17 protein-coding genes and 4 tRNA genes are annotated in these 23,518 nt (G+C 60.2%); 5 read left to right on the top strand and 16 right to left on the bottom strand.

All coding sequences use genetic code 11. From position 1 onward, the window contains the following. Positions 1-86 precede the first annotated feature (86 nt). The 4 genes from QKE19_RS05980 to QKE19_RS05965 form a co-directional block, all read right to left on the bottom strand. Positions 87-159: transfer RNA gene (locus tag QKE19_RS05980), tRNA-Arg, on the bottom strand. Between the two features lie 232 nt (positions 160-391). Then, the gene (locus tag QKE19_RS05975) at positions 392-4,051 is read right to left on the bottom strand and encodes a phosphoribosylformylglycinamidine synthase (protein ID WP_347890579.1); all 3,660 of its coding nucleotides are present in this window, start codon (positions 4,049-4,051) and stop codon (positions 392-394) included. A gap of 568 nt (positions 4,052-4,619) precedes the next feature. Further along, a tRNA-Arg gene (locus QKE19_RS05970) sits at positions 4,620-4,695 on the bottom strand. Positions 4,696-4,698: 3 nt separating this feature from the next. Continuing rightward, positions 4,699-4,790, bottom strand: a tRNA-Ser gene (locus QKE19_RS05965). Between the two features lie 211 nt (positions 4,791-5,001). Between QKE19_RS05965 and QKE19_RS05960 the strand changes: the two genes are divergently transcribed. Next, positions 5,002-6,141: a histidinol-phosphate transaminase gene (locus tag QKE19_RS05960; RefSeq protein ID WP_187405037.1), complete on the top strand. Its 1,140-nt coding sequence runs from the start codon at positions 5,002-5,004 to the stop codon at positions 6,139-6,141. Positions 6,142-6,155: 14 nt separating this feature from the next. Here QKE19_RS05960 and QKE19_RS05955 read toward each other — a convergent pair whose 3' ends face one another. The 5 genes from QKE19_RS05955 to QKE19_RS05935 all read right to left on the bottom strand — a co-directional run bounded on the left by QKE19_RS05955 (position 6,156) and on the right by QKE19_RS05935 (position 10,303). Next, positions 6,156-7,049 carry a hypothetical protein gene (locus QKE19_RS05955; RefSeq protein WP_224784303.1) on the bottom strand — a complete coding sequence of 298 codons (894 nt, stop codon included), beginning with the start codon at positions 7,047-7,049 and terminating at the stop codon, positions 6,156-6,158. Beyond that, positions 7,042-7,815, bottom strand: coding sequence for a hypothetical protein (locus QKE19_RS05950; RefSeq protein ID WP_070604718.1), 774 nt, complete (start codon positions 7,813-7,815; stop codon positions 7,042-7,044). The genes QKE19_RS05955 and QKE19_RS05950 overlap by 8 nt, the downstream gene beginning before the upstream one ends. Positions 7,816-8,104: 289 nt before the next feature. Continuing rightward, positions 8,105-8,833, bottom strand: coding sequence for a hypothetical protein (locus QKE19_RS05945; protein ID WP_016421837.1), 729 nt, complete (start codon positions 8,831-8,833; stop codon positions 8,105-8,107). A 62-nt stretch (positions 8,834-8,895) separates the two neighbouring features. Beyond that, entirely contained in the window at positions 8,896-9,678 is a 783-nt protein-coding gene (locus tag QKE19_RS05940; protein ID WP_048732062.1) for a DUF11 domain-containing protein, read from the bottom strand. Positions 9,679-10,218: 540 nt separating this feature from the next. Continuing rightward, a tRNA-Ser gene (locus QKE19_RS05935) sits at positions 10,219-10,303 on the bottom strand. A gap of 197 nt (positions 10,304-10,500) precedes the next feature. Here QKE19_RS05935 and QKE19_RS05930 point away from each other — a divergent pair. Further along, positions 10,501-11,469, top strand: coding sequence for an NAD(P)H-quinone oxidoreductase (locus QKE19_RS05930; RefSeq protein ID WP_347890577.1), 969 nt, complete (start codon positions 10,501-10,503; stop codon positions 11,467-11,469). 16 nt (positions 11,470-11,485) lie between these two features. Here the strand turns inward: QKE19_RS05930 and QKE19_RS05925 are convergent, their stop codons facing one another. Then, positions 11,486-12,754, bottom strand: a complete 1,269-nt coding sequence (locus tag QKE19_RS05925) for an aminotransferase class V-fold PLP-dependent enzyme (RefSeq protein ID WP_187403875.1) — start codon at positions 12,752-12,754, stop codon at positions 11,486-11,488. A gap of 471 nt (positions 12,755-13,225) precedes the next feature. Here QKE19_RS05925 and QKE19_RS05920 point away from each other — a divergent pair, with 471 nt between their 5' ends. The 3 genes from QKE19_RS05920 to QKE19_RS05910 all read left to right on the top strand — a co-directional run bounded on the left by QKE19_RS05920 (position 13,226) and on the right by QKE19_RS05910 (position 16,298). Then, a complete protein-coding gene (locus QKE19_RS05920; protein ID WP_080969573.1) occupies positions 13,226-14,194 on the top strand; it encodes an ABC transporter permease in 969 nt (322 codons plus the stop codon). A gap of 46 nt (positions 14,195-14,240) precedes the next feature. Beyond that, a complete protein-coding gene (locus tag QKE19_RS05915) occupies positions 14,241-15,023 on the top strand; it encodes an ABC transporter ATP-binding protein (RefSeq protein WP_005510871.1) in 783 nt (260 codons plus the stop codon). Between the two features lie 168 nt (positions 15,024-15,191). Beyond that, entirely contained in the window at positions 15,192-16,298 is a 1,107-nt protein-coding gene (locus tag QKE19_RS05910) for a glycosyltransferase family 2 protein (RefSeq protein ID WP_042388319.1), read from the top strand. A 469-nt stretch (positions 16,299-16,767) separates the two neighbouring features. Here QKE19_RS05910 and QKE19_RS05905 read toward each other — a convergent pair whose 3' ends face one another. From QKE19_RS05905 to QKE19_RS05880, 6 genes are all read right to left on the bottom strand, one after another. Then, the gene (locus QKE19_RS05905) at positions 16,768-17,898 is read right to left on the bottom strand and encodes an endonuclease domain-containing protein (RefSeq protein ID WP_256881086.1); all 1,131 of its coding nucleotides are present in this window, start codon (positions 17,896-17,898) and stop codon (positions 16,768-16,770) included. A gap of 166 nt (positions 17,899-18,064) precedes the next feature. Next, entirely contained in the window at positions 18,065-19,252 is a 1,188-nt protein-coding gene (locus QKE19_RS05900) for a hypothetical protein (RefSeq protein WP_347890575.1), read from the bottom strand. A gap of 10 nt (positions 19,253-19,262) precedes the next feature. Next, positions 19,263-21,185, bottom strand: a complete 1,923-nt coding sequence (locus QKE19_RS05895; RefSeq protein ID WP_016421829.1) for a glycosyltransferase — start codon at positions 21,183-21,185, stop codon at positions 19,263-19,265. An 18-nt stretch (positions 21,186-21,203) separates the two neighbouring features. Further along, positions 21,204-21,737 (bottom strand): GtrA family protein, encoded by a 534-nt coding sequence (locus QKE19_RS05890; RefSeq protein WP_016421828.1) that lies wholly within the window; start codon positions 21,735-21,737, stop codon positions 21,204-21,206. 78 nt (positions 21,738-21,815) lie between these two features. Beyond that, positions 21,816-22,799 (bottom strand): hypothetical protein, encoded by a 984-nt coding sequence (locus QKE19_RS05885; RefSeq protein ID WP_070549355.1) that lies wholly within the window; start codon positions 22,797-22,799, stop codon positions 21,816-21,818. 51 nt (positions 22,800-22,850) lie between these two features. Next, the gene (locus tag QKE19_RS05880) at positions 22,851-23,504 is read right to left on the bottom strand and encodes a hypothetical protein (RefSeq protein ID WP_256881088.1); all 654 of its coding nucleotides are present in this window, start codon (positions 23,502-23,504) and stop codon (positions 22,851-22,853) included. Positions 23,505-23,518: the final 14 nt, after the last annotated feature.

Genomic DNA, 23,518 nt, shown 5'->3' with positions numbered 1-23,518 from the left:
CAATACCGCGCGCATAAGTGCCGGAAAACCATCGATAAGTCGGGCAGACAAAAAGACCCGCACCTTACCGGTACGGGTCTGCGTTGTGCGCCCGAAGGGATTCGAACCCCTAACCTTCTGATCCGTAGTCAGATGCTCTATCCGTTGAGCTACGGGCGCATTTTGTTGTTATTCAGCGACCCTGGGGTAATTCCCTCGGCCCCTGCAACGAATAGATACTTTACTCATCCTGCTAAGTTTTACAAAATCGCCTGTTCAGGCAACCTTTTCGGTACTTATTCAAGTACATATTCGTTGCACATTAACAACAGGTTTCGTAGCGGTTACCCCGGCCTATCCGAACAGGACCGACCGAGGTAACCCTGACCGAGGTAACGGAGAAACCGAGGAACTACTCGCCGCGGACCCAGCGGACAGCGTTGCCAAAGATGTCCTGCTCACCGATGCCCGGAATGTTGCGCATCAGGCCTTCGCGGAAACGCTCCGGGTGGCCCATCTTGCCCAGAATCCTGCCGTCAGCACTGACAATGCCCTCAATGGCGTAGGAAGAACCGTTCGGGTTGGCTGGCGCTGTCATCGTCGGCACGCCCTCGGCATCGCCGTCAGCATCGACGTACTGGAAAGCGACCTGACCGGCCTCGAACAGGCGGCGGGCCTCGTCCTCGGAGACCACAAAACGGCCCTCACCGTGAGAAACCGGCATGAGGTGGGTCTGGCCTGGCTCGAAATCGCGCAGCCACGGGGAATTCACGGTCGCGACGCGAGTGGTGGCGATGCGGGACACGTGGCGCAGCTGGCGGTTGTGGGCCAGGGTCGGCGAGTCCTCGCGGAGCTGCGCCGGGTCGCCGTACGGCAGGAAACCGGACTTGACCAGCGCCTGGAAACCGTTACAAATACCGAGCACAAGACCGTTGTCGGCCACGAACTCCTTGACGGCGGCTGCGACATCGTCGGAACGCAGGAACGAGGCGATGAACTTGGCGGATCCGTCCGGCTCATCACCCAGGGAGAAGCCACCGGAGAACGCCAGGATGTCGGAGTCCTGAAGCTTCTCGATGAACGCCTTCGTGTCCTCCGCCAGCATTGCCGGGGTCAGGTTGCGGATCACGTGGAACTCGTAGGTAGCGCCCGCTGCGACGAATGCCTCGGCCATGTCGTACTCGGAGTTGGTACCCGGGAAGACCGGCAGCAGCACGTGGACATCCTTCTTGCCTGGGCTCTGCAGGTCGGTCTTGGTCGCGCTGACCTGGTTAGCGAACTCCGGCAGGGCCTCGCCCTCGTAGTCATTGAGCGGGAAGACCTCACGGTAACCGGACTCCATTGCCTCCAGAGCCTCGGCGACAGTGAAGGACTCCTCACCGAAGCGCAGCGTGCCCGACTCGTCGGTGGCACCAATCTTCACAGCACCTTCAACAGCACCATCAACATCCTGACCAGCCGGAACAGCCACCACAATGGAGCCCAGCGGAGCCTCCGGAAGGGATGCCTCCAGGCCCACGCCATTGCCCACAGCCATGTTGACCAGGGTCGCAGCCAGATCCGCGTTAGTAACAGCCGAGGCCGCAGCCGGGCGCAGCTCCCGCACGGCAGCAAACAGTTCGTTGAGCTGCTCGTAGTTCGGTTCCCCGGACTCGAGCGGCTGGTGCGCAAACAGGTAGAGGTCGAAATTACCGGCCGGGATTGCAGCGGATACGGCGTCGGTCTCGTCCATCGCGGCAACTGCGAAGGTCACCAGGGTCGCCGGCACGTGCAGGTCCTCACCGTAGGTGCCGGACATGGAGTCCTTACCGCCAATAGCCGCAACCTGGAAGCCGTCCTGAGCCTCGAGCAGACCGAGCAGAGCCTGCGCAACCTCGCCCCAGCGCTGCGGGTCCTGGTCCAGGCGCTGGAAGTACTCCTGCACACTCAGCCAGGCGCCGCGCGGATCGCCACCGGCCGCTGCGAGCTTAGCTAGTGCCTCCACGACGGAGTAGGAACCCATGAGGTACGGGGACTCGTCGGCAAGCGATGGCGAGTAACCCCAAGTCATGACGGACGCGGTGCTCGTGCCGCCATCGACCGGCAGCGTCTGGATCGACGCCTGCTCGTCGGTCTTCTGCGTCGCGCCACCGTACGGCATGAGCACGGTGGAGCGGCCGACGGTCGAGTCGAACTGCTCGATCATGCCCTCCTGGGAGCCCGCCGTCGCCGCACGCAGCGACTCCAGCACGCTCGCCGGTACCTGCTTTACGACGCCGCCCTCCGCAGCAACCATCTCGACATTCTGGGCGCGGTCAGCGCCGTTGGTGTCGATGAACTCACGGGAGAGATCGAAGACAACCTCGTCGCCCATGAACATGCGCAGACGGCCGGTGTCGGTGATATCGGCCAGCGCGACGGCCTCAATGTTCTCCTCGGCAGCGGCGGCGATGATGAAGTCGGCATCCTCCGGGCGCACGACCAGCGCCATGCGCTCCTGGGACTCGGAAATCGCGATTTCGCGGGCATTCAGACCGGCGTACTTCAGCGGCACGCGCTCGAGGTGAATGTCAATGGAGTCAGCCAGCTCACCAACCGCAACGGACACGCCACCAGCGCCGAAGTCATTACAACGGACGATCTTGGTGGCGACATCCTCGCGGCGGAACAGGCGCTGAATCTTGCGCTCGTTGACCGGGTTACCCTTCTGCACCTCGGCGCCGGAGCGGCCCAGCGAGTCCTCATCGTGGGCCTTCGACGAGCCGGTCGCACCGCCGACGCCGTCACGGCCGGTGCGGCCACCGAGCATGATCACCACATCGCCCGGCGCAGGTTCAAGGCGCTTGACGTTGTCTGCCGGGGCAGCGGCGACGACGGCACCGAGTTCCATTCGCTTAGCGACGTATCCCGGGTGGACCAGCTCGCGCACACCAGTGGTGGCCAGACCGATCTGGTTTCCGTAGGAGGAGTAGCCGGCTGCGGCACGAGAGGAGATATCGCGCTGCGGCAGCTTGCCCTCGAGGGTCTGCTCGCGCGGGGTGTTGATGTCGCCTGCGCCGGACAGACGCATGGCCTGGTAGACCCAGGAACGGCCTGACAGCGGGTCACGGATTGCGCCGCCGAGACAGGTGGAGGCACCACCGAACGGCTCGATCTCGGTCGGGTGGTTGTGGGTCTCGTTCTTGAACATGAGCAGCCACTTGCGGTCATCGCCCTCGACGTCGACGTAGACGGAGCAGGCGTTGATTTCCTCGGAAACTTCCTGGTCATCCATCACGCCCGTGCGACGCAGTTCGCGGCCCATGATGGTGCCCATGTCCATCAGGGTGCGTGGCTTGTGAGTGCGGCCGTTGAGTTCACGCAGCTCGTCGTAGCGACGCAGCGCGCGATCCAACTGCGCGGCAAAGCGCGGCTCGTTGTTCTCGATGGAGGTCAGCTCGGTGTTGAAGGTGGTGTGGCGGCAGTGGTCCGACCAGTAGGTATCCAGCGCGGACAGCTCTACCTCGGTCGGAGTGCGGCCCTCGGAGCGGAAGTAATCCTGGATGGTCTTCAGGTCGGCCAGCGACATGGCCATGCCGTCGGCTGCGAGCAGCTCGGCCAGGCCTTCGTCATCCAGCTCGGTGAAGCCCGGGTACTCCTTCAGCGGCTCGATCTCGCCCATGCTCGGACGGCGCAGGACGCTCAGGTTCTTCTCCCCCGATTCGACCGGGTTGATGAGGAAGGAGCGCACGGCGTCATTCACCGGAGCATCGAAAACATACAGCGTTGCCGAGGTGATCTGCGCCTGCGTTTCCGGGCGGAGCAGGCGCAGGGCCTGCTCGGCGGCATCGGCACGCTGGTCGTACTGGCCAGGAAGCGGCTCGACAGCAAGGTAGTTCCCCAGCTCGGCGGGGGCCGGGAGCTCGACCAGCTCGTCGACACGCGAATCAGCAACTACCGACTCACGCAGCGCGACAAGATCCTCCTCCGTCGCATCGAAAGCATCGTAGAGATAGTAGATTGCCACCTCGCCGTCCTGGCCGATCGAGGACAGCAGCGTAGCTTCCTCATTGCGGAACTCGGGCTTACGGCGAACGGCTAGACGGGCGTCCATCAAGGCTCCTATCGAAATACGGGGAGGGCAACCGGGGTCTAAGTCTATTGCAACTGTTCAGGATAGGAAAATGTCCCCCGGTGTGCGAGGCGGCGCGGGGCGGCGCGGGGCGGAAGCCCCGATTGACCAAGTACAAGGCCAGGCTAATCGGATTCGGTCGGGCAAAGGCTGCGCGGGGGTGTTGGAGGTACGGCCGTGGCGGCTCAGGGAGGTGGCGAGTCGGTCGGCAGGTCCGGGTTGCTACCTGTTGCTGCGCGTTGCTACCTGTTGCTGCGCGTTGCTGAAGCAAGGGAGCTGGTTCGTTGTCTTATCGATGCATAGTTCACCCATCGATTCGCTATAGCCTGGCCACAAGTGAACAACGCATCGACAAGTGCACACGTAGCACCCACAGCGCGCGCATAAGTGGCGCAAAACCATCGACAGGCCACGAGAAACCATCGATAAGTGGCCGAACCCTGGCCACAAGTGAAGGACCGCGCTGCCCCGCCCCGCAATGCCCCGGCTCGCGCTGCACTGCCAGGTAATAAAAACAAAAAGACCCGCACCTACAAGGTGCGGGTCTACATGGTGCGCCCGAAGGGATTCGAACCCCTAACCTTCTGATCCGTAGTCAGATGCTCTATCCGTTGAGCTACGGGCGCGTGTGGCGGAGGCGAGAGGATTCGAACCTCCGGCCCGTCGCAAGACAGGCAACTCCTTAGCAGGGAGCCCCATTCGGCCGCTCTGGCACGCCTCCAAAACCACTGGCATCGATCCCGCTTCAGCAAAGCTGTTCGCCATTGCGTGGACGAGACCAAATAACCGCAGCCAATCCTACAGAACACAAGAATTGAAAAGCAAAACACCCGCGGAGCCACCAAATACGGCGCCACAAATAGCGACCACACCTTGGGATTTTGCGGGGATTCTGTACTGCCCAATCCGGGCCATGTTCTACAGTTAGGCCTATGACCAACGATGCATCTTCAGTTCAGCCCAAAACCCGCGCCGACCTCGAGCAGGTTCCGGCCTATGTTCCGGGCAAGGCTGTGCCCGGCGCGCTGAAGATCGCGTCCAATGAAATGACCCAACCGCCACTGCCCTCGGTGGTGGAGGCCATCTCACAGACCATCGCTGACCCAACCACCAGCCCGAACCGCTACCCGGACATGGGCGCGGTTGACCTGCGCATTAAGCTCGGCGAGCACCTGGGTCTGCCCATGGAGCAGGTCGCGGTCGGCTGCGGTTCCTCCGCTCTGTGCCTGCAGCTCGTGCAGGCCACCTGTGCGGATGGGGATGAGGTCGTGTTCCCGTGGCGCAGCTTCGAGGCCTACCCCATTCTCGCTCGCGTCGCTGGGGCTACTCCGGTGCCGGTGCCGCTGGATGCGCAGGGTCGCAATGATCTTTCGGCAATGGCTGCCGCTATCACCGGCCGCACACGCCTGGTTTTCGTCTGTAATCCCAATAACCCGACGGGCACGACCATCACTCGCGAGGCATTCGCGGAGTTTATGGCGCAGGTTCCGGGCGATGTTGTGGTCGCTCTCGACGAGGCGTACATCGAGCTGGTGGACGAGGCCACTCATGCTGCTACCCCGTTGGCGCATGAGCTGCTGGATACCTACCCCAACCTGGTTGGCCTGCGCACATTCTCCAAGGTCTACGGCCTGGCTGGGCTCCGCGTGGGCTACATGTTCGGCCCGGAGAAGCTTGTGGAGGCCGTGAATAAGGTCGCTATCCCCTTCTCCGTAAACACTCTCGCGCAGATTGCCGCGCTCACCTCGCTCGACGCACAGGAAGAGCTCACCGCCCGCATTGCTGAGGTCCGCGCACAGCGCGTCGCCGTCACAGAGGCCATCAACGCCGCCACCGGCCGCGAGACGGTGCTGCCGAACTCGCAGGCCAACTTCATTTGGATTGACGAGGGTCGGATTGCGGATCTCTCTTTGCTTGACGACGTCTCGGTGGCCACCACCACGGATCTCGGTGACTTCCTGGCGCAGCGCAACATTCTCATCCGCTGCTTTGCCGGCGAAGGTGCTCGCATCACCATCACTACTGAGGAAGAGACCTCGCAGCTGCTGGCTGCGCTAGGAATTGAGCACTAGCAGCTATCGCTCAGCTAGCAGCTACCGGCACGGCCGGTGGTCGCGCCACCGCTGCGCTCAATCGCCTTTGCGATGCGGTCAAGCATTTGCTGGCCGGTCTCATAGGTGCCGTCGTCAGGCTGGGCTGCGATAGCGACACCAACGAAGGTACCCGGCTTCTTGCCCGGCAGATAGCCGAACTGTCGCACAAGGTAGACACCTTCATCATCGGGACCCCAACCGCCCTTGAAGTGGGCACCGCGGATGTGTCCGAGGCCGTAGGACTGCTCGTCGGCAATCTGCCCCATGAGGTCAGCAACCTTTGGACCTGCCTCGATGCACTGCAAATTGGCGCCGAAAATAGCCTGGTCGCGCAAATCCCACTGCGTCTGCCCGAAGACGGTGTATTCCGCACGGATGCGGTCAGTGCCCATGACGGTGCGGGTGTCGTGGCCCTCTCGGAGAATCTCGTCGGTGGTCGCGCCCGCGGTCGCGTCATCGCCCAGGGAGTACCACATGGACTCAGCCGCATCGTTATCGGAAACCGTGATTGCGGCTTCGACCAGGGAATCCACGCCCGATTGGCGCACATAAGCCACCGCGATGGGCACCTTGGAGGTCGACCAGGCCGGACCCGTTTTGAAGTCACCCGTGGAAACCACTTCGGAATCCTTATCCGGCGTTGCCAGAGCGGCGCCGGCCAGACCACCGAGTTCCTTTTGCGCGGACTTCACTGCCTCGACAACTTCGCGAGGCATCTCACCGGGCACAACTTTCCCGTCGGAGGATGCTCCGCCGGGGCCGTCGTCAAGCGGATTGGACAGCGTCGGCGACGGCATGTCCGCCGAGTCGGTGCCGATGGTGCAGGCGCTAAGGCCGAGCGTGACGACGGCGGTTGCGGCCAGAGCTACTCGGAGACGTTTAGACAATGTGCACCGTCGCATTCGTACCGCCGGTGCAAGTGACAACCTCACCGTTATCGCGGCAGGTCATGCTGTATGTCTTGCCAGTTGTTGGGCTGCTAGCGGTGACTGTACCGTTGAGCTTCTTCGTAAGTTGGTACTGCTCAACGAAGGAATTGCGCACGTTGGTGGCAAACTGACAGGTCGTAGTGTTACCACCGACATCTTCTGCATATACCAAGTTCAAATCACCCGGATCGCCCGAGCCGGAGCAGTGACGCCAGTTCGATGGCGGCTGGAACCCTTCAGCGCGACGCTTCTGCTCAGCGGTCGACGACGTGGAAAAATCCTCAGCACTAGCTGACTGAACCGACTGGGGCGAGTTGCTGCCGGCCGAATTCACTCCCTTCGAATCGGAGAAGTAGAAGAAAGCCATTGCGCCGACGAAGAGAGCGACCGCAACGAGCGCCAGGACAATAACCGCGATGGTCAGCCCCTTGTTGTCATTGCTCGGCGCAGCAGCCGGACCAGCTTGCGGACCTGGAACATAGGGGGCGGGGCGGTATGGTTCAGGCTGCTGGGACTGTGAATACTGCTGCTGCAGATACTGCGTTTGCTGGTTCTGGGGCTGATAGTCCTGCGTTTGCCCCTCAGGCTGCTCCCACTGTGCCCCATCCACAGCGCTCCACGCATTTGCCGGCGTATCAGCGGAGGGTTGATCATCTGACGTGCCCGGATTTATGCTCCACTCACCGAACGAGTCGTCCGAGTGGTTGCTCCGATTCGTTGCCATTGTTCGACCTTTTCCCTCAATACCGTCCGCCAGTATGACGCTGGGTTTGTATTACAGCAAGACCGAGCTTACCGGTTTTGGCAATTTGCCCGTATTGTTTCAGGCCACAGTACACGTTGGTCGGAGCAATTAAATTACCTCCGAAAATTACCTGTGGCAGATTTCGGACACACGAAACCCCCGACCGCATGCGACCGGGGGTTACGTTCTGCAATTCGCTCTCTATCCGGGGGAAGTTTTTACTTATCCCTCAGAGAGAACTGCCGCTAATCGCGACCTCGAACAGTCGTTAGAACGGCCACCACGACGGCTTCGCATTCTTGTTCACGACTACCTTTTCGCCGCCAACGACCCAGTTCGCGGTCGGGTTAAAAGCCGCGCCCAAGTTGGCGTAGCCGCCGTTGTCGAACTCACCTTCATAGCCTGGAGCCCTGTACGTGAAGTCAACGGAGACAGACTTCGAACTGCTGACAGTCGGGTTGTCCTTGAAGACACCGAGGAAGCCGCCCTCCGTCCAAGACAGGCGCACCTGACGATTACCGTTGCGCTCGGTGTTGACGTACTCCCCCTCCTTCAGCGTGTAAATACCGCCACCGAGGATATTGTCCTGCGACTGGCGAGTCACACGAACGAGCTCAAAGTCAGCCGGGATGTTGTGGCCGATTCCCCGCAGTTTGCCTTCGCCATTGACGCCGACGACCTCAATACGGATGGTGACCTCGTCACCCGGTCGGACCTCCTTACCGCGGATAATCTGCGAGTAAACATCAGCAGACCAAATCGGGCCACCGACAGTGCCGAGCTTCACCTTCGGGGCGCTCGAGCCCGGCAGGGTCAGACCAGGCGAATTAAGTCCTGGCGAGTTCAGACTCGGCGAGGGCAGACCCGGGGACTGCGCCATGGCAGGAGCGCCGAAACCGAAGGTCAAGCCAGCTGCGAGGGTAACTGCGGCAATGGCGGTACGGGAGCGACGTCGCGGACGAGAGGCCTTAGTGGTCTGGGCGTGTGCGTTGTACATGTTGAGAAGCTTTCTGTGAGACCTGAGAACTATCGAGATGAAAGTGCGCAGATGGAAACTACTTAGCGGTTAATGCCCGGCGACGGCAGCCCCGGCGACGGCAGCCCCGGGGACTGGAAGCCCGGCGACTGCAGGCTCGGGGAGCCCAGCGAGCCACCCGGAACACCCGGAATACCCGGAGCCGGCGCCTCCCGCTTCACAGTGAGCTTCGGCCCCATGTCATGCAGCTTCTCCACCTTGTCGCCTGGGTTGAAGTGGATTTCGGTTCCCGTATTCAACGCACCGTCGGCAATCGCGTCCGTGACGCGGTACTGCCACTTGAAACTCACAGTCGACGTGGTCGGGGAGCCCCATGCCTGAAAGATGGTGCCGGCCTTAAACTCCACCGCACCGTTGTTAACGATTTCCAGCCACTTATCCGACTCGTTCGGATCCGCCCAGTCATCGCTGCCGACCTTGTACGTCGCCGAGTTGGCCACGTACTGCAGGCCGTTCGGAATGACATCGGTCATGCGCTGAATGTAGGACTTAAACAGTTTCGGATTGTTGTCCGTGTAGGTCAGAGTAAAGGTCACGACATCGCCAGGCTTGACGACGGCACCCGCGACACCATTGACCTCAACGGATCGCGTCACATTGGAGTTCTTCCAGCTATGCGTCGCGCTGGAGGAACCAGTACCGGTGACTTCACCAATGGCGTCGGTGACAGTCTGAGTGATGGAATCAACGCTCAGCAGGTCCTGAGCATGTGCAGTATTACCGAATCCCGCAAAGGTCATACCTGCGGCTAGAGAGAGTGCAGCAATGCGAGCAATGCTGCGGTTACGTACGGTGCGAGTTGCCATCTGTCACGGGCTCCTTTTAACGATGCGAAGACTTGTGGTCGGAGTAGGCCAACATGGCGGTTCTCCAGCAGGAATGCACGCGTGATGCATCGGCGTGCGATTCACTTGGCGATAGTTAATACGACACCTATCGACGGCGGCAACAAGTAGCCATTTTTCGAACATCAACCTAAAAATCGAAAACCATGTCGCCACAGCAGTCACACCAGTCACATGTCCGCACATGCGTTACAGGTTTGGGCCGGCTGGAATACTTTTAACTATAGAAATACGCACTGCCCTGAAATGGCTGTTCCCCACCGCTGCCAAAATTGCCCCCATTTTCCATCCCGCGACAAAACACCCCAGCTTGCCCCCTGTAACGCTGTTCAGGGGTATCCAAAGAGCCCAATTACATGCCCGTCCGACCACCCCATAACGGGGTTAACCACGAAAGCCTCCCAAAGGTCCGACTATCCGTCGCTGACCTCAGCACATACGCCAACTTTTAAGAGAAATGAAGAAACCCCCGGTAGAAAATCTACCGAGGGTTTCTATCTGCGGAAGCAGGGGGATTTGAACCCCCGGAGGTGTGACCCTCGCTGGTTTTCAAGACCAGTGCATTCGGCCGCTCTGCCATACTTCCAACGCCAACATCATAACCGCATACCGCCGTAAGGCAGCAAACGCCCTCATAACACCCCTTGCCAGCACCTTTCGCAAGCCCTTCATCGGAAACCGCACCCCAAGCATCCACCTCTACAGACATAACTATTTTTGCTAACTGCAAAAGAGCTTGAAATACCGCGTGCATAACCAGTTTTTGCATTACCTTTGAAGACTATGAAGGCAATCATTCAGACTGATCTTTCCAACCCCCGCGCCCTGGAATGGGCCGATGCTCCGGAACCGACTCTCGAGGATGGGCAGGTGCTGGTCAAGGTCAAAGCCGCTGGCGTAAACCGCGCTGACCTACTGCAGGCCGCTGGCCACTACCCGCCACCGAAAGGCGTGACCGACACCCTCGGCCTGGAGTGCGCGGGTGTCATTGAAGAGGTCAAGGGGGACTCCCAGGGCTGGAAAGTCGGCGACGAGGTCTGCTGCCTTCTCTCCGGTGGCGCTTACGCCGAAAAGGTCGCAGTCCCGGCCGGCCAGATTCTCCCCCTGCCACATGGCTACTCCTTCACCGAGGCCGCATCCATCGTCGAGGTTGCCTGCACGGTGTTCTCGAATGTCGTGATGATTGCCGGCCTCAAGGAAGGCGACCTACTGCTGGTCCACGGTGGCGCGGGTGGCATCGGCACTTTCGCTATTCAGATGGCCAAGCGGCTCGGTGCTCGCGTCGCAGTCACCGCCGGTTCGGCGGAGAAGCTGGCTAAGTGCAAGGAGCTCGGCGCCGACATCCTCATCAATTACAAGGAAGAGGACTTCGAGGAAATCGTTGCAGCTGAGGGTGGCGCCAACGTCATTCTGGACATCATGGGCGCAAAGTACCTCGACCGAAACGTCAAGACCCTGGCGAAGGACGGCCACCTGGTCATCATCGGCATGCAGGGAGGCGTTAAGGGCGAGCTCAACATCGGCCGCCTGCTGAGCAAGCGCGGCTCCATCACCGCCACCGGCCTGCGCTACCGCGATCTCGCTGACAAGGCTCGCATCGTCAACGCCACAGAGGACACCATCTGGCCAATGCTTGCCGACGGCACCGTCACCCCTCAAATTCATGAGGTCATGGATATGCGCGACGCAGCCAAGGCCCACGAACTGCTCGACAGCGGCGCGGTCAGCGGCAAGATTGTGCTGACCGTCTAGTTAGCTGACTACCTAGTTAACCGAGCGAGGCAACTGCGCGCACGAGCTGGTCAATGTCGTGCGGCGTATTGAACGGCTGGAGGCCAACTCCCACGGCGCCTCCAGCCTCATCGATGCCCATGGCCTCCAGCAGTGGCGATTCGTATGCATCAACAATGCTGGTCACGAGGCCATTATCCAGCAACCTATCCACGACCACCTTCGCCGACACCCCATCGACGAGGAAGCTAACGCGCGGAATGTGCTGTGCCCGCGACACACTCGCGAAAGAATCATCTTCGGTATCCATGCCGATGATGTACACCCGCGGCAGGGTCATCAACGCCGCAATTAGGCGTTCCGACAACGTCGTCAAGTAGCGAGAAACCTGCGGCATCGCCGTTTCAATGCGGTGCCTACGCGACCCCCTCGCCGTGCTATCCAGCGATGCCAGGTGCAGCACCGATTCCGACACTCCGCCGAGCAATGCCGGCGACACTGGGGAAACCTCGATCCGCTCGACGCCGCGCACATTCGGCACATAGCTTAACGACGTCATGCGCTCGAACATCTCGGGATCCTTGAACACCAATGCTGCGACCTCAGGCCCGCCCAGCATGGAGGCATCAACCAGCATGATGTCGGCGCCCAGCTTGCTCATCGACACATCGCGGTAGGCGACAATATCCGAGGCATCGACCAACACCCAGGCGTTGGAGTGCTCATGCACCCGCCGAGAAATGTCAGCTACCGGGGCGATGGTGCCAATGAACGGATCCGCGGCCGGGACGACAACGAGGCGAGTGTGCTCGTCTACGAGCTCGTCGAACTGCCAGGACGGCAACGTACCCGAGGACAAGTCGGCCTCAGCAATGCGGACTTGAGCTCCGTAGAGATTGGCTGCCCGGCGTAGTGGTGCGTGTACGACCTGCGAACCAATGCGAGAAATCACCAGGTTAGAGCCGAGCGTCAAGCGTCGACTCATTGCGGACGTGAACTGCTCCATGAGCACCGCACGCGAAGATCCCAACACCACACCGGCGACCGGGCCGCCAGTGAGGTCGGCAAAAGCCCGGCGCGCACTGGCGGTTAGTTCCGCTGCAGCGGGAACGCCCGAGCTGCGCGACTGGCCATGAGCCCCCGCCCCAGTCTCACCAGGAAGGGACTTCTGCGCATTGCGAAATGCAGAAATCATCGCGGCCTGGACACGCTCGGGTACCTGGGTGCGTTGACCCGCATTGAGGTATGCCCAACCGTCGGAAAGCGACGAGTAAGCACCCCTGGTTGTCGGCACATCGAAGGCCATGAAAACCCTTTCCCGGTTTCGAATTCAAGCTGCGATATCTATTTCAGAGTTAACTGTGCAATCACCCACGAATCGAGCATCCATGCCCCGAACCGTGTATCGATTGCACATCTTAGTTGGAGCCAATTCTATCGGAGCAACCCCATATAGGATAATCTTTATCCCTTTTTAGCAGTTGCTTAAAATTGGCCGAACTTTTCTTGCCTGTAGCCATGCGCAAGCACTCCCGATGCGTGAACCATATGCACCAGCTGCATGCCATAAAGCAGTTACAGCGGTGATTGTATGTAAGTTTTCCAGGGTCACATAACCAGTCGCATAACCAACCGTGGAAACAGCCTCAGAAGCACCACGTCACCACCAATGACGACCACCCCACGCGACGGTTGTTCGCCGTCACGACGTGGAATAATGGCTCGCCCGGTGCCGTCGGTATTCAATCTAAACCGCCCTAGCTAGTAGTTTGGAGACGTGACTAACGCAGAAAATGATCGCCAATCCGCAGCTGCAGCCGACCAGCCGGCCAATACTGTGCGCAATGGCTCCGCTATCCGCACGGAGGAAACTCTCCGTCGCGACATTGCGCGCATAACTGACGCAACGGGTGAGGCACCGGCTTTCAAGTCGCGTTCCCGCACCATGGGCGCTGCCTGGCAGGATCTGGTTACCGGCTTCGGCCAGCGTGAGCTGTGGCTGCAGCTGGGCTGGCAGGACATCAAGCAGCGCTACCGCCGCTCCACGCTTGGCCCACTGTGGATCACCATTGCCACCGGCGCCATGGCCCTGGCTCTCGGCCTGCTGTACTCGCTGCTGTTCCAGCAGGAGCTGGCGTTCTTCCTGCCACACGTGACCGTTGGCCTGATCATCTGGGGATTCATCTCCGGCTGCGTGCGCGAGGGCGCAACCGTCTTCATTGAAAACGAAGGCCTGATCAAACAGTTGCCCAGCGCGCTGAGCGTTCACGTCTACAGGCTGGTATGGCGGCAGCTGCTCTTCCTGGCCCACAACATGGTGATCTGGCTAATCCTCGTGCTGGTCTTCCGGCCGGATTTGGGCTGGAACTTCTTTCTGGTCATCCCCGCGATGGCGCTGCTGGTGGTCAACGGTGTGTGGGTGACGATGTTCTTCGGCATCATCGCTACGCGCTACCGCGACGTGGCACCACTGCTGGATTCCCTAATTCAGCTGGTGTTTTACATGACTCCGATTGTGTGGACCACCAAGACGCTGGAGGAACAGGGCGGTGCCGTCGCCGAACGCGCACGCATCGCAGAGATCAACCCGCTGTTCCACTACCTGGAAATCATCCGCGCCCCATTGACCGGCGAGCCGGTGGATACCTACCACTGGTGGATTGTCCTCGCCTGCACCGCAGTCGGCCTGCTGCTGGCACTCGGGGCCATGCGCCTGTGGCGCTCCCGCGTGAGCTACTGGGTTTAGGCCGCAAGGGCCGTCGTAAAGCGAATAGAACTAGCAAGGGATAAGCATGGTCAGCATTGATACTTACAACGCGTGCGTTGACTTCCCCATTTTCGACGCCAAATCGCGGTCGATGAAGAAGGCGTTCCTCGGCGCCGCGGGTGGTGCGATTGGCCGCAATGACTCCAATGTCGTGGTCATTGAAGCGCTGAAGGACATCAACATCCACCTGCGTGAGGGCGACCGCGTCGGCCTGGTAGGTCACAACGGCGCGGGTAAGTCCACGCTGCTGCGACTGCTGTCGGGCATCTATGAGCCCACGCGCGGTGCCGCCGATGTGCGCGGCCGTGTGGCTCCGGTGTTCGACCTCGGTGTCGGCATGGACCCGGAGATCTCAGGCCTGGAAAACATCATCATCCGCGGTCTGTTCCTGGGGCAGACGCGCAAGCAGATGAAATCCAAGCTCGACGAAATCGCAGAGTTCACCGAACTCGGCGACTACCTGCACATGCCACTGCGCACCTACTCCACCGGTATGCGCGTGCGACTGGCGCTCGGCGTGGTCACGTCCATTGAGCCGGAGATTTTGCTTCTCGACGAAGGCATCGGAGCCGTCGACGCCGCATTCATGGCGAAGGCCCGGACGAAGTTGACCGAATTGGTCGACCGCTCCGGTCTGCTGGTGTTTGCGTCGCACTCAAATGAGTTCCTGGCGCAGCTGTGCGACACGGCGCTGTGGATTGATCACGGTACGGTTCGACAGGCAGGGCTTGTCGACGAAGTGGTCGAAGCCTACGAAGGTAAAGAGGCCGCCGACCAGGTGCGCCGCGTGCTCGCGCAGCGACGGTAGCAGCTTCGCCGGGAGTCCGGGCGCGGTTCCCCCCATCGTGGCCGAGCGAGCGGCTCGCGGGCAGCCGGCCGGCGGCTGGCGGGCGGCACGGATGCTTGGAATTGCCCACCCGGAGCAACATGGCAAGATAGACAGCAATAAAAACAGTAATAAACGGTACTTCCCCCGATGGAGAACGAAGTGAGCGAAAACTCGGCTGACCACCCAAAGCACGATGAAGCAGCAACGGCCGCAATCGTGGTGACTCACAACCGCATCGAGGACCTGCGTCAATCGCTTCCCATCGTTGCCAGCCAGACCCACATGCCGAAGTGGCTCATCATCGTCGACAACGGCAACGACCCGAAGGTCAAGGAACTCGCCGAGCAGGTGGCGGCGCAGCAGTCGTCGGAAAGCGGATCGGCGCCGGAGATTCACTACGTCGGTTCCAAGACGAACCTGGGCGGCGCTGGTGGTTTCGCACTGGGCATGCTGACTGCGCTGTCGCTCGGCGCGGAGTGGATTTGGTGCGCCGATGACGACGGGCGCCCGGAGGACTCCTACGTGCTGAAGGCGCTGCACAGCTGCGCGCGACGCCACCAGCTCGACGCTGTCTCGCCGGTGGTCTGCGATATTAAGGCTCCGAACAAGCTGGCATTCCCCCTGCGCCGCGGGCTGGTGTGGCGTCGTCATCGCGAGGAGCTTTTCGAAAGCGGAATCAACCCCAAACTCCCGGCAGTGAACGACTCTGAGGGGCGGAGATGGTTCACCAATTTCGCAGATCAGAAGGCTGCGACCGGACTCGAACTGCCTAGCGACCTCGAAACCATCGACGGCAACCACGACCTCCTGCCCGGCATCGCATCCCTGTTTAACGGCGCACTGTTTAGCGCCCGCTCGCTGGAACAGCTCGGCGTTCCCGACTACCGCCTATTCATCCGCGGCGACGAGGTCGAATTCCACCGCCGCCTGGTCCGCTCCGGCCTCCGGTTCGGCACATGCTTGACGACGGCCTACCTGCACCCCTCCGGTTCGGGTGAATTTGTGCCCATTCTCGGCGGCAAAATGCACACGCAGTACCCGACCAATGACTTCAAGCGCTACTTCACCTACCGCAACCGCGGCTACCTGATGAGCCAGCCCGGCATGCGCAAGCTCATGCCACAGGAGTTCCTGCGCTTCGGCTGGTTCTTCCTGGTCCAGCGCCGCGATGTCCGCGGCTTCTACCGCTGGTTCAAGCTACTGAAGCAGGGGCGCGCGGAGAACTTCGAGCGCTTCGATCCAAAGTCGAAGTAGTTCGGGCTGGCGTTGCGGCGCTGGCCTGCATATTTGGCCTCACCCGGGTCATGTAGTCCGCATTTCGAGTGCTCAGTGCGCAAAAGTGTTACCTAACCCCTGGTTCCCTTTTCCTCCACTGACATATCGATGAGGTATTCACTCATCGATGCGCTACAGCCTGCGCATAAGTGAATAGTCCTACGATAAGTGCGCGGGCCAGGCCAACAGCGTGGCCATAAGTCCTGAAAAGTCATCGATAAGTGGCGGGAAGCTGGCCATAAGTCCCGGAAAAACATCGACAAGTGGCGAGAAGTTGGCCATAAGTGAGCACGACGGCCAAAAAGCGTCGATGAGTCTTGAAAAACCGTCGATGAGTGAAGTGAAACTGGCCATAAGTCGCTGGAAATCCGAGCCAATCCGCTCGAAATCGCTCCTCGAAATCGTTCCAAGTCCGGTCAGCACAATTGCAATAGGTCAGAAGCCGAACTCAGCGGGAGTCGCGCGAGGCCGGTGCATTTTCCAGAAGCTGCAAACGCTGCTTACGCTCCTGGATTCTGGACTCACGGAGCTGCCGATCTTTATACGGGACAGTGGCTTGACGAAAACGCCCAACTTCGGACGAAAATACCAACCCACCTGCCTGAATGCGCTGCCTCTGTCGAATAGCGAACTGTCGCAAGACCTCCACGCAGTCCCCATTAATGACCTGTGCCCATTGGAAGCGGAGTACATCTAAGTGGAGATTCCTCAGACGCTTCTCGCGAGCTTGCTCTTTCAGAAGTACAGCCTCCGTAGCTGCTACCCCGCCACCGGAATACTTAGTCAGCCCATCGAACTCAATGATCAAATTCAGATGAGGCACATAAAAATCGACGCGCCCAATGAATCCTTCACTGTCATAGAACTCGACTTGCTGCATGAGCACGCATTTTTCGTCGTAAAGCGTGGCAATTCCTGAGTCGATTATGCATTTCTTTGTGATTGACTCACCGATGGTTTCGCTGTGTGCGCTGGCAGTTCGAAGTAGCTCGCGGGCGCGGCGGGTACCCGGCGAACGTGGGTAATTTGTGAGGACGGTGTGCAGTTCTTCGAGGTCACACCACTGTCGCAGTGCGGTGTCAACGATGATTGGCCCGTTTTCGGACTCGGCGGTGCGGCAGATATCGATGACGGTTTTCGGCACATCTGTAACGCAGCGCCCACCAATGCGAACGATGTCTTGTTCGAGGATCTTGGCACCGACATGGCGCAATCCGCCGCCAGGTCGGCGCAGGCCGGAATTGGCAAGCGCGATTGTGGCATTTCGAACAAGCAACGGGATGCCATGCAACGCAGCGGCTGCTTCGCCCGTAATGATTGTCCCGGAATCTGGCTTGACCAGTGCCTTTATCTGCAGTTGAAAACGTTCGAATGCTGACAGCGCATTCCAGCGAGAGCACTCGATGTAGGTGCCGTACGCCAGTCTGAGCAGGGATCCATCTCGAATATTTGCGCTTCCGACGTGCCCGTGCAGATTATCCAGCTCTGACTTGGCACTGACATATTCACAAGGATGCTTGATTTGCTTCTGCGAAGCCGCATGGATGAGGCCATCGGAATCGTAATTCCAGGTAGGCATTGGTTTAGGCACGCTCCCCGAGGTGGGCTACAGGAATTCACGCATTGGAATTAGTGCCTTTAGTTATGGTCGACCCCGCGGAAATTGGCAGCAGAAAAGCCGCCGAATTGCCCGTTTCTGTGGACAATTTGGCGGCTGTGGATAACTGCGTAGAGACTAGTTCAGGCTAATTCCGCGGCGCATTCTCGAGAACGATTCCAGAAGGAACTCCCGGGTCAGATGGCCAGTAGTATTCGTCGTCGGCGAAGGTAATTGTTGTGTGCTCACCATCGTTGTGCAGAGCGGGATTGACTACGGCTTTTTCAATCACACGCGTATCCGGCCCGCCTTGCCCAGATAGCTTCGCCGTTACCTCGGTCGGCTGATCCAACACCAAGATGGCATAGGGACCTTTATCCTGCGCACCAGGATTTGGATCCTGTCGCTGCTCATAGGCAAGAACCTCCGCTCTGGTCTGGAACACTTTCACGGTTCCCGTGAGCGAATTGGCTCCAGACGTTGTCGCCGAAGAATCCGAGTCCGAAGCCCCGGACTGCGAACCCGAACCAGACCCCGACCCCGAAGCCGACCGCCCCGCCGTCGGATTCGGGCCGCCGTTGCCACCGTTACCACCATCAGCGCCAGCACCATTCGAGCCCGAGCCCGAGCCCGGCGCGCAGTCATTACCAGCAGCAATGGCCTCGACGACATCCAGGTTGTCAGCCGGAATCCAGTTAAACTGTTCGAACTCCCCGGCACCCGGATTCGCAGGCGTTTCCACCAGCTCATTGCCCTGGCGCGTCACCAGCAAATCTTCCTGATCGCGCCCCATCCTCTCTGCAGAAAACGAGAACATACCCGGCTGACCAGTAGCTCGCTGAAGAGCGCGACGTACACCGCCCACAGAAGTCACGCCGTCATGGTAGGAATTCTGAAACTGAATTTCCTGACCATTCTCGTCAACGCCGTAGACACCAATCGCATCAATTTCGGCGCTCATCGCACTTGTGCCATAGTTCAGCACCAGCTCGGGCACGCACCCATCATCAAGATGCACGAGCGCATATTTCATCGCCCCACCGGGGCTAACTTCTCCGACAAAAGTCTGCAGTGGCGCCGGGTTCGCCAGCACCTGCTTGTACACAACGACGGCCTTCTCCGCCTGCGCCTGCACCTGCGCATCGCCATTTTCGCGTGACGACGACACACTGCCCTCGGCAGCCGCCGAATCGCCACCTCGATCCCCAGAAACCTGGAGGAAAAGGAACAGAGCCAGCAACAGGATAATCAGCACCAATAGCACCAAAATGGCGATGAGCTGCTTGCGGGTTTTGCCACCTGAGCTAGTCGAAGGCGTGGGTGTGTGCGTGGTCATGATTGAAGAACTACTCGCCTTGGAAGAACTTTTCCCAGTTGTCTTCGCTGGTCAAAGATGGCACGGCGGCACGCCACTGCTTCGCAAGGTCGTCCCACTTGGAGGACAGTTCGCGCATGAGGCTGATGGTCTCGGCGCGCATGGACTTTTCCTTATCCAGGTCGCGGACCAGGTGACGCACTCCGTTCTGGGAGGCATCGGTGACCCAGACATCGTCGAACGTGGAAATGTGCCACCAGAAGGAGTCCTCGAAGGCCACAGCCACCGGACCAGGGCGCTTCTTACCCATCTGCGTATAAGCCAAACGCTTTGCCATCGTCTTATTTTCGCTGGAGATCTCGTGTGACGGCGGGCGAACTGGGGTCAGACCACCCGGCATCTCGTGCATCGGCAGCAGCTCGGTCTCCGGGAAGTTCTTTCGACCAGCAGAAATGCGAGCGAAGTCGCCCTGCGATGCGTTCTTCAGCACCTCCGGGCCACGCAGCAGGTCACGAACAGCTTCCATCTGCGTCCAGGCCAGGCCGTAGCGCATGGAGACCAGGTTCGAGAGGATTCGTCGTGAAGCGACGTTGACCATGTCCTTTGCGGTGACATCGCCGTGCATGGTGGCGGCGATGAGGGAGTTGCGCAGGCCGAAGTACTGGGCGGCGTTTTCGATGTCCTTCCAGTAGAAATCGGCGTGCCAGACGGCGGCGCCCGGAATGGTGTCAGTCGGGTAGCCGGCCTTGGCGGCGCGGAAACCGTAGTCGATGTCGTCGTACTGGAAGAACAGCGGCAGCGCCAGGCCAATCTTCTTAATGACCTCGGACGGCACCAGGCAGGTCCACCAGGCGTTGTAGTCAACGCCCAGGCGACGCAGCTGGTGGTACTTGCGCACGTCCACGTCGGCGTAACCGAACTTGGGGTCGTTCTCCTCGACGGTCAGCGCCTTCCAGTTGTAGGTCTCGCCGGTGCGGAAGAGGCTGGTCGGGTTGAACAGGAAGAGCATCTGCGCACCGAGCAGCATCGGCTTTTCCGCGCATACGGCCAGGGCGGATAGGCGCAGGGTGGTTTCGGGCTCGGGGCGGATGTCGTCGTCGGTAAGCAGAACCATGCAGTCGCCCGCAGCGGTGGCGTCGCGCATGCCGCGGGAGAAACCGCCGGCGCCGCCGAGGTTCGGCTGGTGGACAACGTTCAGGCGCTCGCCGAGGATCTCCTTGGCCTGGATGAAGTCGGCTTCGTCGGCCGGGTGCTGTTCGCCCTGGTCAACGACGCGGATGGTGCGAACGCGCTCAAGGGCTGGCAAATCCTCAGCCAGCGTAGCGACGGTTCGAGCACAGTCAACCGGTCGGTTATAAGAACAAATGACCAGGTCAGTCGGAATATCGCGCTTGATAGCCGACTTGGGCACAACATAGCGGACATCGGAAATCTTTGCGCCTGCGTCCTCGGTGTCGAAGCGCAGGTGAATGGCACCGCCATCGGCGAAGCGGTCCAGCGGAACGGTCAGGCGAACCTCTTCATTGGCAGAACCCGACATCGGCGAATGCTCACCGGTCCAGTTGCCGTCGGCATCCGAGCCGCCCGCTGCCCAGGAGTCCTCCAAGCGGAGGTGGCCCCCAATATCTTCGGTGTAGGCCAGCACACGCGCGGAACCGACCACGCGCGCACGGATTTCGACCTGCTTAATTGAGGTCCAGCGCTGCCAGTAAGAAGCTCGGAAGCGACCGAAGTAGGTGTCAGTGCGCACCACGGTGTGGCGACCGAGCGTGATCGAGTTACGGGTGGCCTGCACCGAGCTGTCGTAGGCGCCAACGCCTTCGACTCGGTAGTACAAATCCGGCTCCACCCAGTCTGCGGGCGGAGCAAACAGCACGCGCTGAATAGTCAGCATGTCAACATCGGTTTCGGCGGTCAGCTGAGTGGATTCCTTATTAGAAGCAGTCGAAGTCACGTCCCCCAGCGTATCGCGCTATTTCACACGGAAGATGAATACACGCTGAATGATGAAGTTAATTACCGTCGCAACGCCCTGTGCGACGACGAATGCGCCGAACTGTGCCCACTGCGCGTTCCAATCCCAGGCCTCGACAAGCCAGGGCTGCAACACATTAAAGATGCCGACCTGTGTGGCGTAAGTAATCAAGTACAGCACCGCAACTGCCAGCACCTTCTTCGCCGAGGACTTCGACTTGAAGGTCCAGCGGCTGTTAATGATGTACGCCGTAATCGTGCCGAAAACCCAGCCGACCGTCTTGCCCCAGAAGTTGGTCGCCCCGAAGACGTTGAGCATGATGAACGTCAGGCCGAAGTCCACTACCGCCGCGATGACACCGGAGATGATAAAGCGCATCATCTGCACTTTCAGTCCGTGCTCGTCCTTGGTCTCCGTCGCCATTGGCACTGCGGCCGAGTCCTCTACGACAAAACCGTTTTCGTGGGAGCCGTTTCCGAGCTTGCCGTTGTCGCGGTTCGGGTTTTCATTTGCTGTTTCATTCGCTGACACGCCTAGGAATTCTAGGCCACCGGCCAGCTAACAAACAGCCAGCGCGAACATAAACAGGCAATAAAGAGGAGAAAAAATCTAACGTCGCAGCGCCTCACGCAGTAGATCCAGCCGCTCCACCGGCGAGAGCGTATCCTCCCCAGCTAGCCCCAGCGCGCTCATCTCCGCCCAGCTAGCCGCTGCCAATTCCTCCACGTCCTCGCCGGATAGCGGGATGCCCTCGTCGCTCTCCCAGCCGAGGCGCTCCATGACATGCGCCGCCACATCATGCCGTAGCTCATCCGAGGTCAGCGCCGCCAAGCACAGCAGCTCCACCAATGCCGCATCGTGCCCGGCTGGGTCTTTCTCGGCGTCCTCTATAGGCAATGCGCGCAATCGCTTAACGACGCTCTCCCCCGCCTCCCCGGTCAATTCCAGCGCGGTTGCTTCCGACCTCTGCAGGTCCAGAGCCTGTAACAGGGGCACGAATTCAAACACCCCCGACCTCTCGATGATGTCCACGATATCGGCACGAGCGGTGGCCAGCGTATTTTGAATAGAGTCCCGTCCGGTCAATTCCCTATTGATTGCGGCAATATCTACCGGCTCCTCCGCGTCCACATCCCCCAGTGCGCGGATTGAACCCGAGCCACCGATGCACAGGGCATCCGGGGTGGCCTCATCGCGGGCAAAAGCTTCTCTGACCTGCAAGGTATGTTCCCACAGGCCCCACTGCCAGATAAGGGTATCGCCGGGACTTTGCAGCACCTCGGCAACTGTGGTGGACAGGGGAACATCGACGACTCCGACCGCTGCGGGTCTGCCGCCAGTCACCAGCTGCGCCGCAGACTCCACCGCAGAGCCGGGCAAATGGAACTTCGTCGGCACGCTTTCCTCGCCCCACCCAAAGATGACTGCTAACACGCGGGACAGGCTTCGCAGATCCATCTGGTCATTGACCCCGAAGACGCGGTGGGCACTGCACGGTTCTTCCTCTAAAGAGGCACCGATAATGAGCGTGGCCGGTTCCGTGGCCACGCGAACGCCTGGGAAGGCGACTACGTTATCGGTCTGTGCTGCCATACCTCACAGCGTACGCAGGAAAAACAATGTGGCCTGGATGGCAAAAACTCGCTACAATGCGCGCGTTTTTACCAGCGGAATCTGGCGCGGCTCCGCACCCCACGGCTCTACCAAGTACTTGCGACGCAGGCGCTGCGACTCCACCGCGGTCCACTGCGCCACCAGCTCTTCTACCCCGCGGGCAAGCCCCAGCACCGGCCCTGCGACTTCTTCGCCTACATGCGGAAAATCAATAACCTCTACGTCGTTGACCTTGGGGAACCGCGGCTCCGTCAGATTTCCCTTGCCGGGCTTGGCCTTCTCTTCCTTCGCGGCAGCACGCAGCTGTCCGATGTGGTCACGAATGCCGGCCACGGATGCCGTCAGGTCAATCACCGTGGCCCCTGCCTGTTCAATCGCATGCGATAGCAGGTCCGCCCCCTCAGCGCTCTCTGCACTCTCTGCCGCAGCGTCACCGTCACCATCGCCCGCGGTCACAGACGCAACAAAGCAACCGGTGAGCAGATTGGTGGCGGTCTCCAGGGCTCCGTCGTCAAGCGGATCCACCAGCCATGCACCCGACAACCTCTCGCCTGCAAAGGACGGCGAGAGCTCCACATGCCAAATGACAACGGGCGATGTGGAACTACATACGGCAAGGGTCTGCGGAGCAGCAGCAGGCGTGGACATCATGAGGTTGATGGTATCGCGAGTGACGGATCCCACGCGGGGTAGCCTTT

It is taken from the genome of Corynebacterium sp. c8Ua_99, assembly GCF_039907185.1.
Lineage (GTDB): Bacteria > Actinomycetota > Actinomycetes > Mycobacteriales > Mycobacteriaceae > Corynebacterium > Corynebacterium jeikeium_D.
This window is presented reverse-complemented; position numbering and strand designations above follow the sequence as displayed.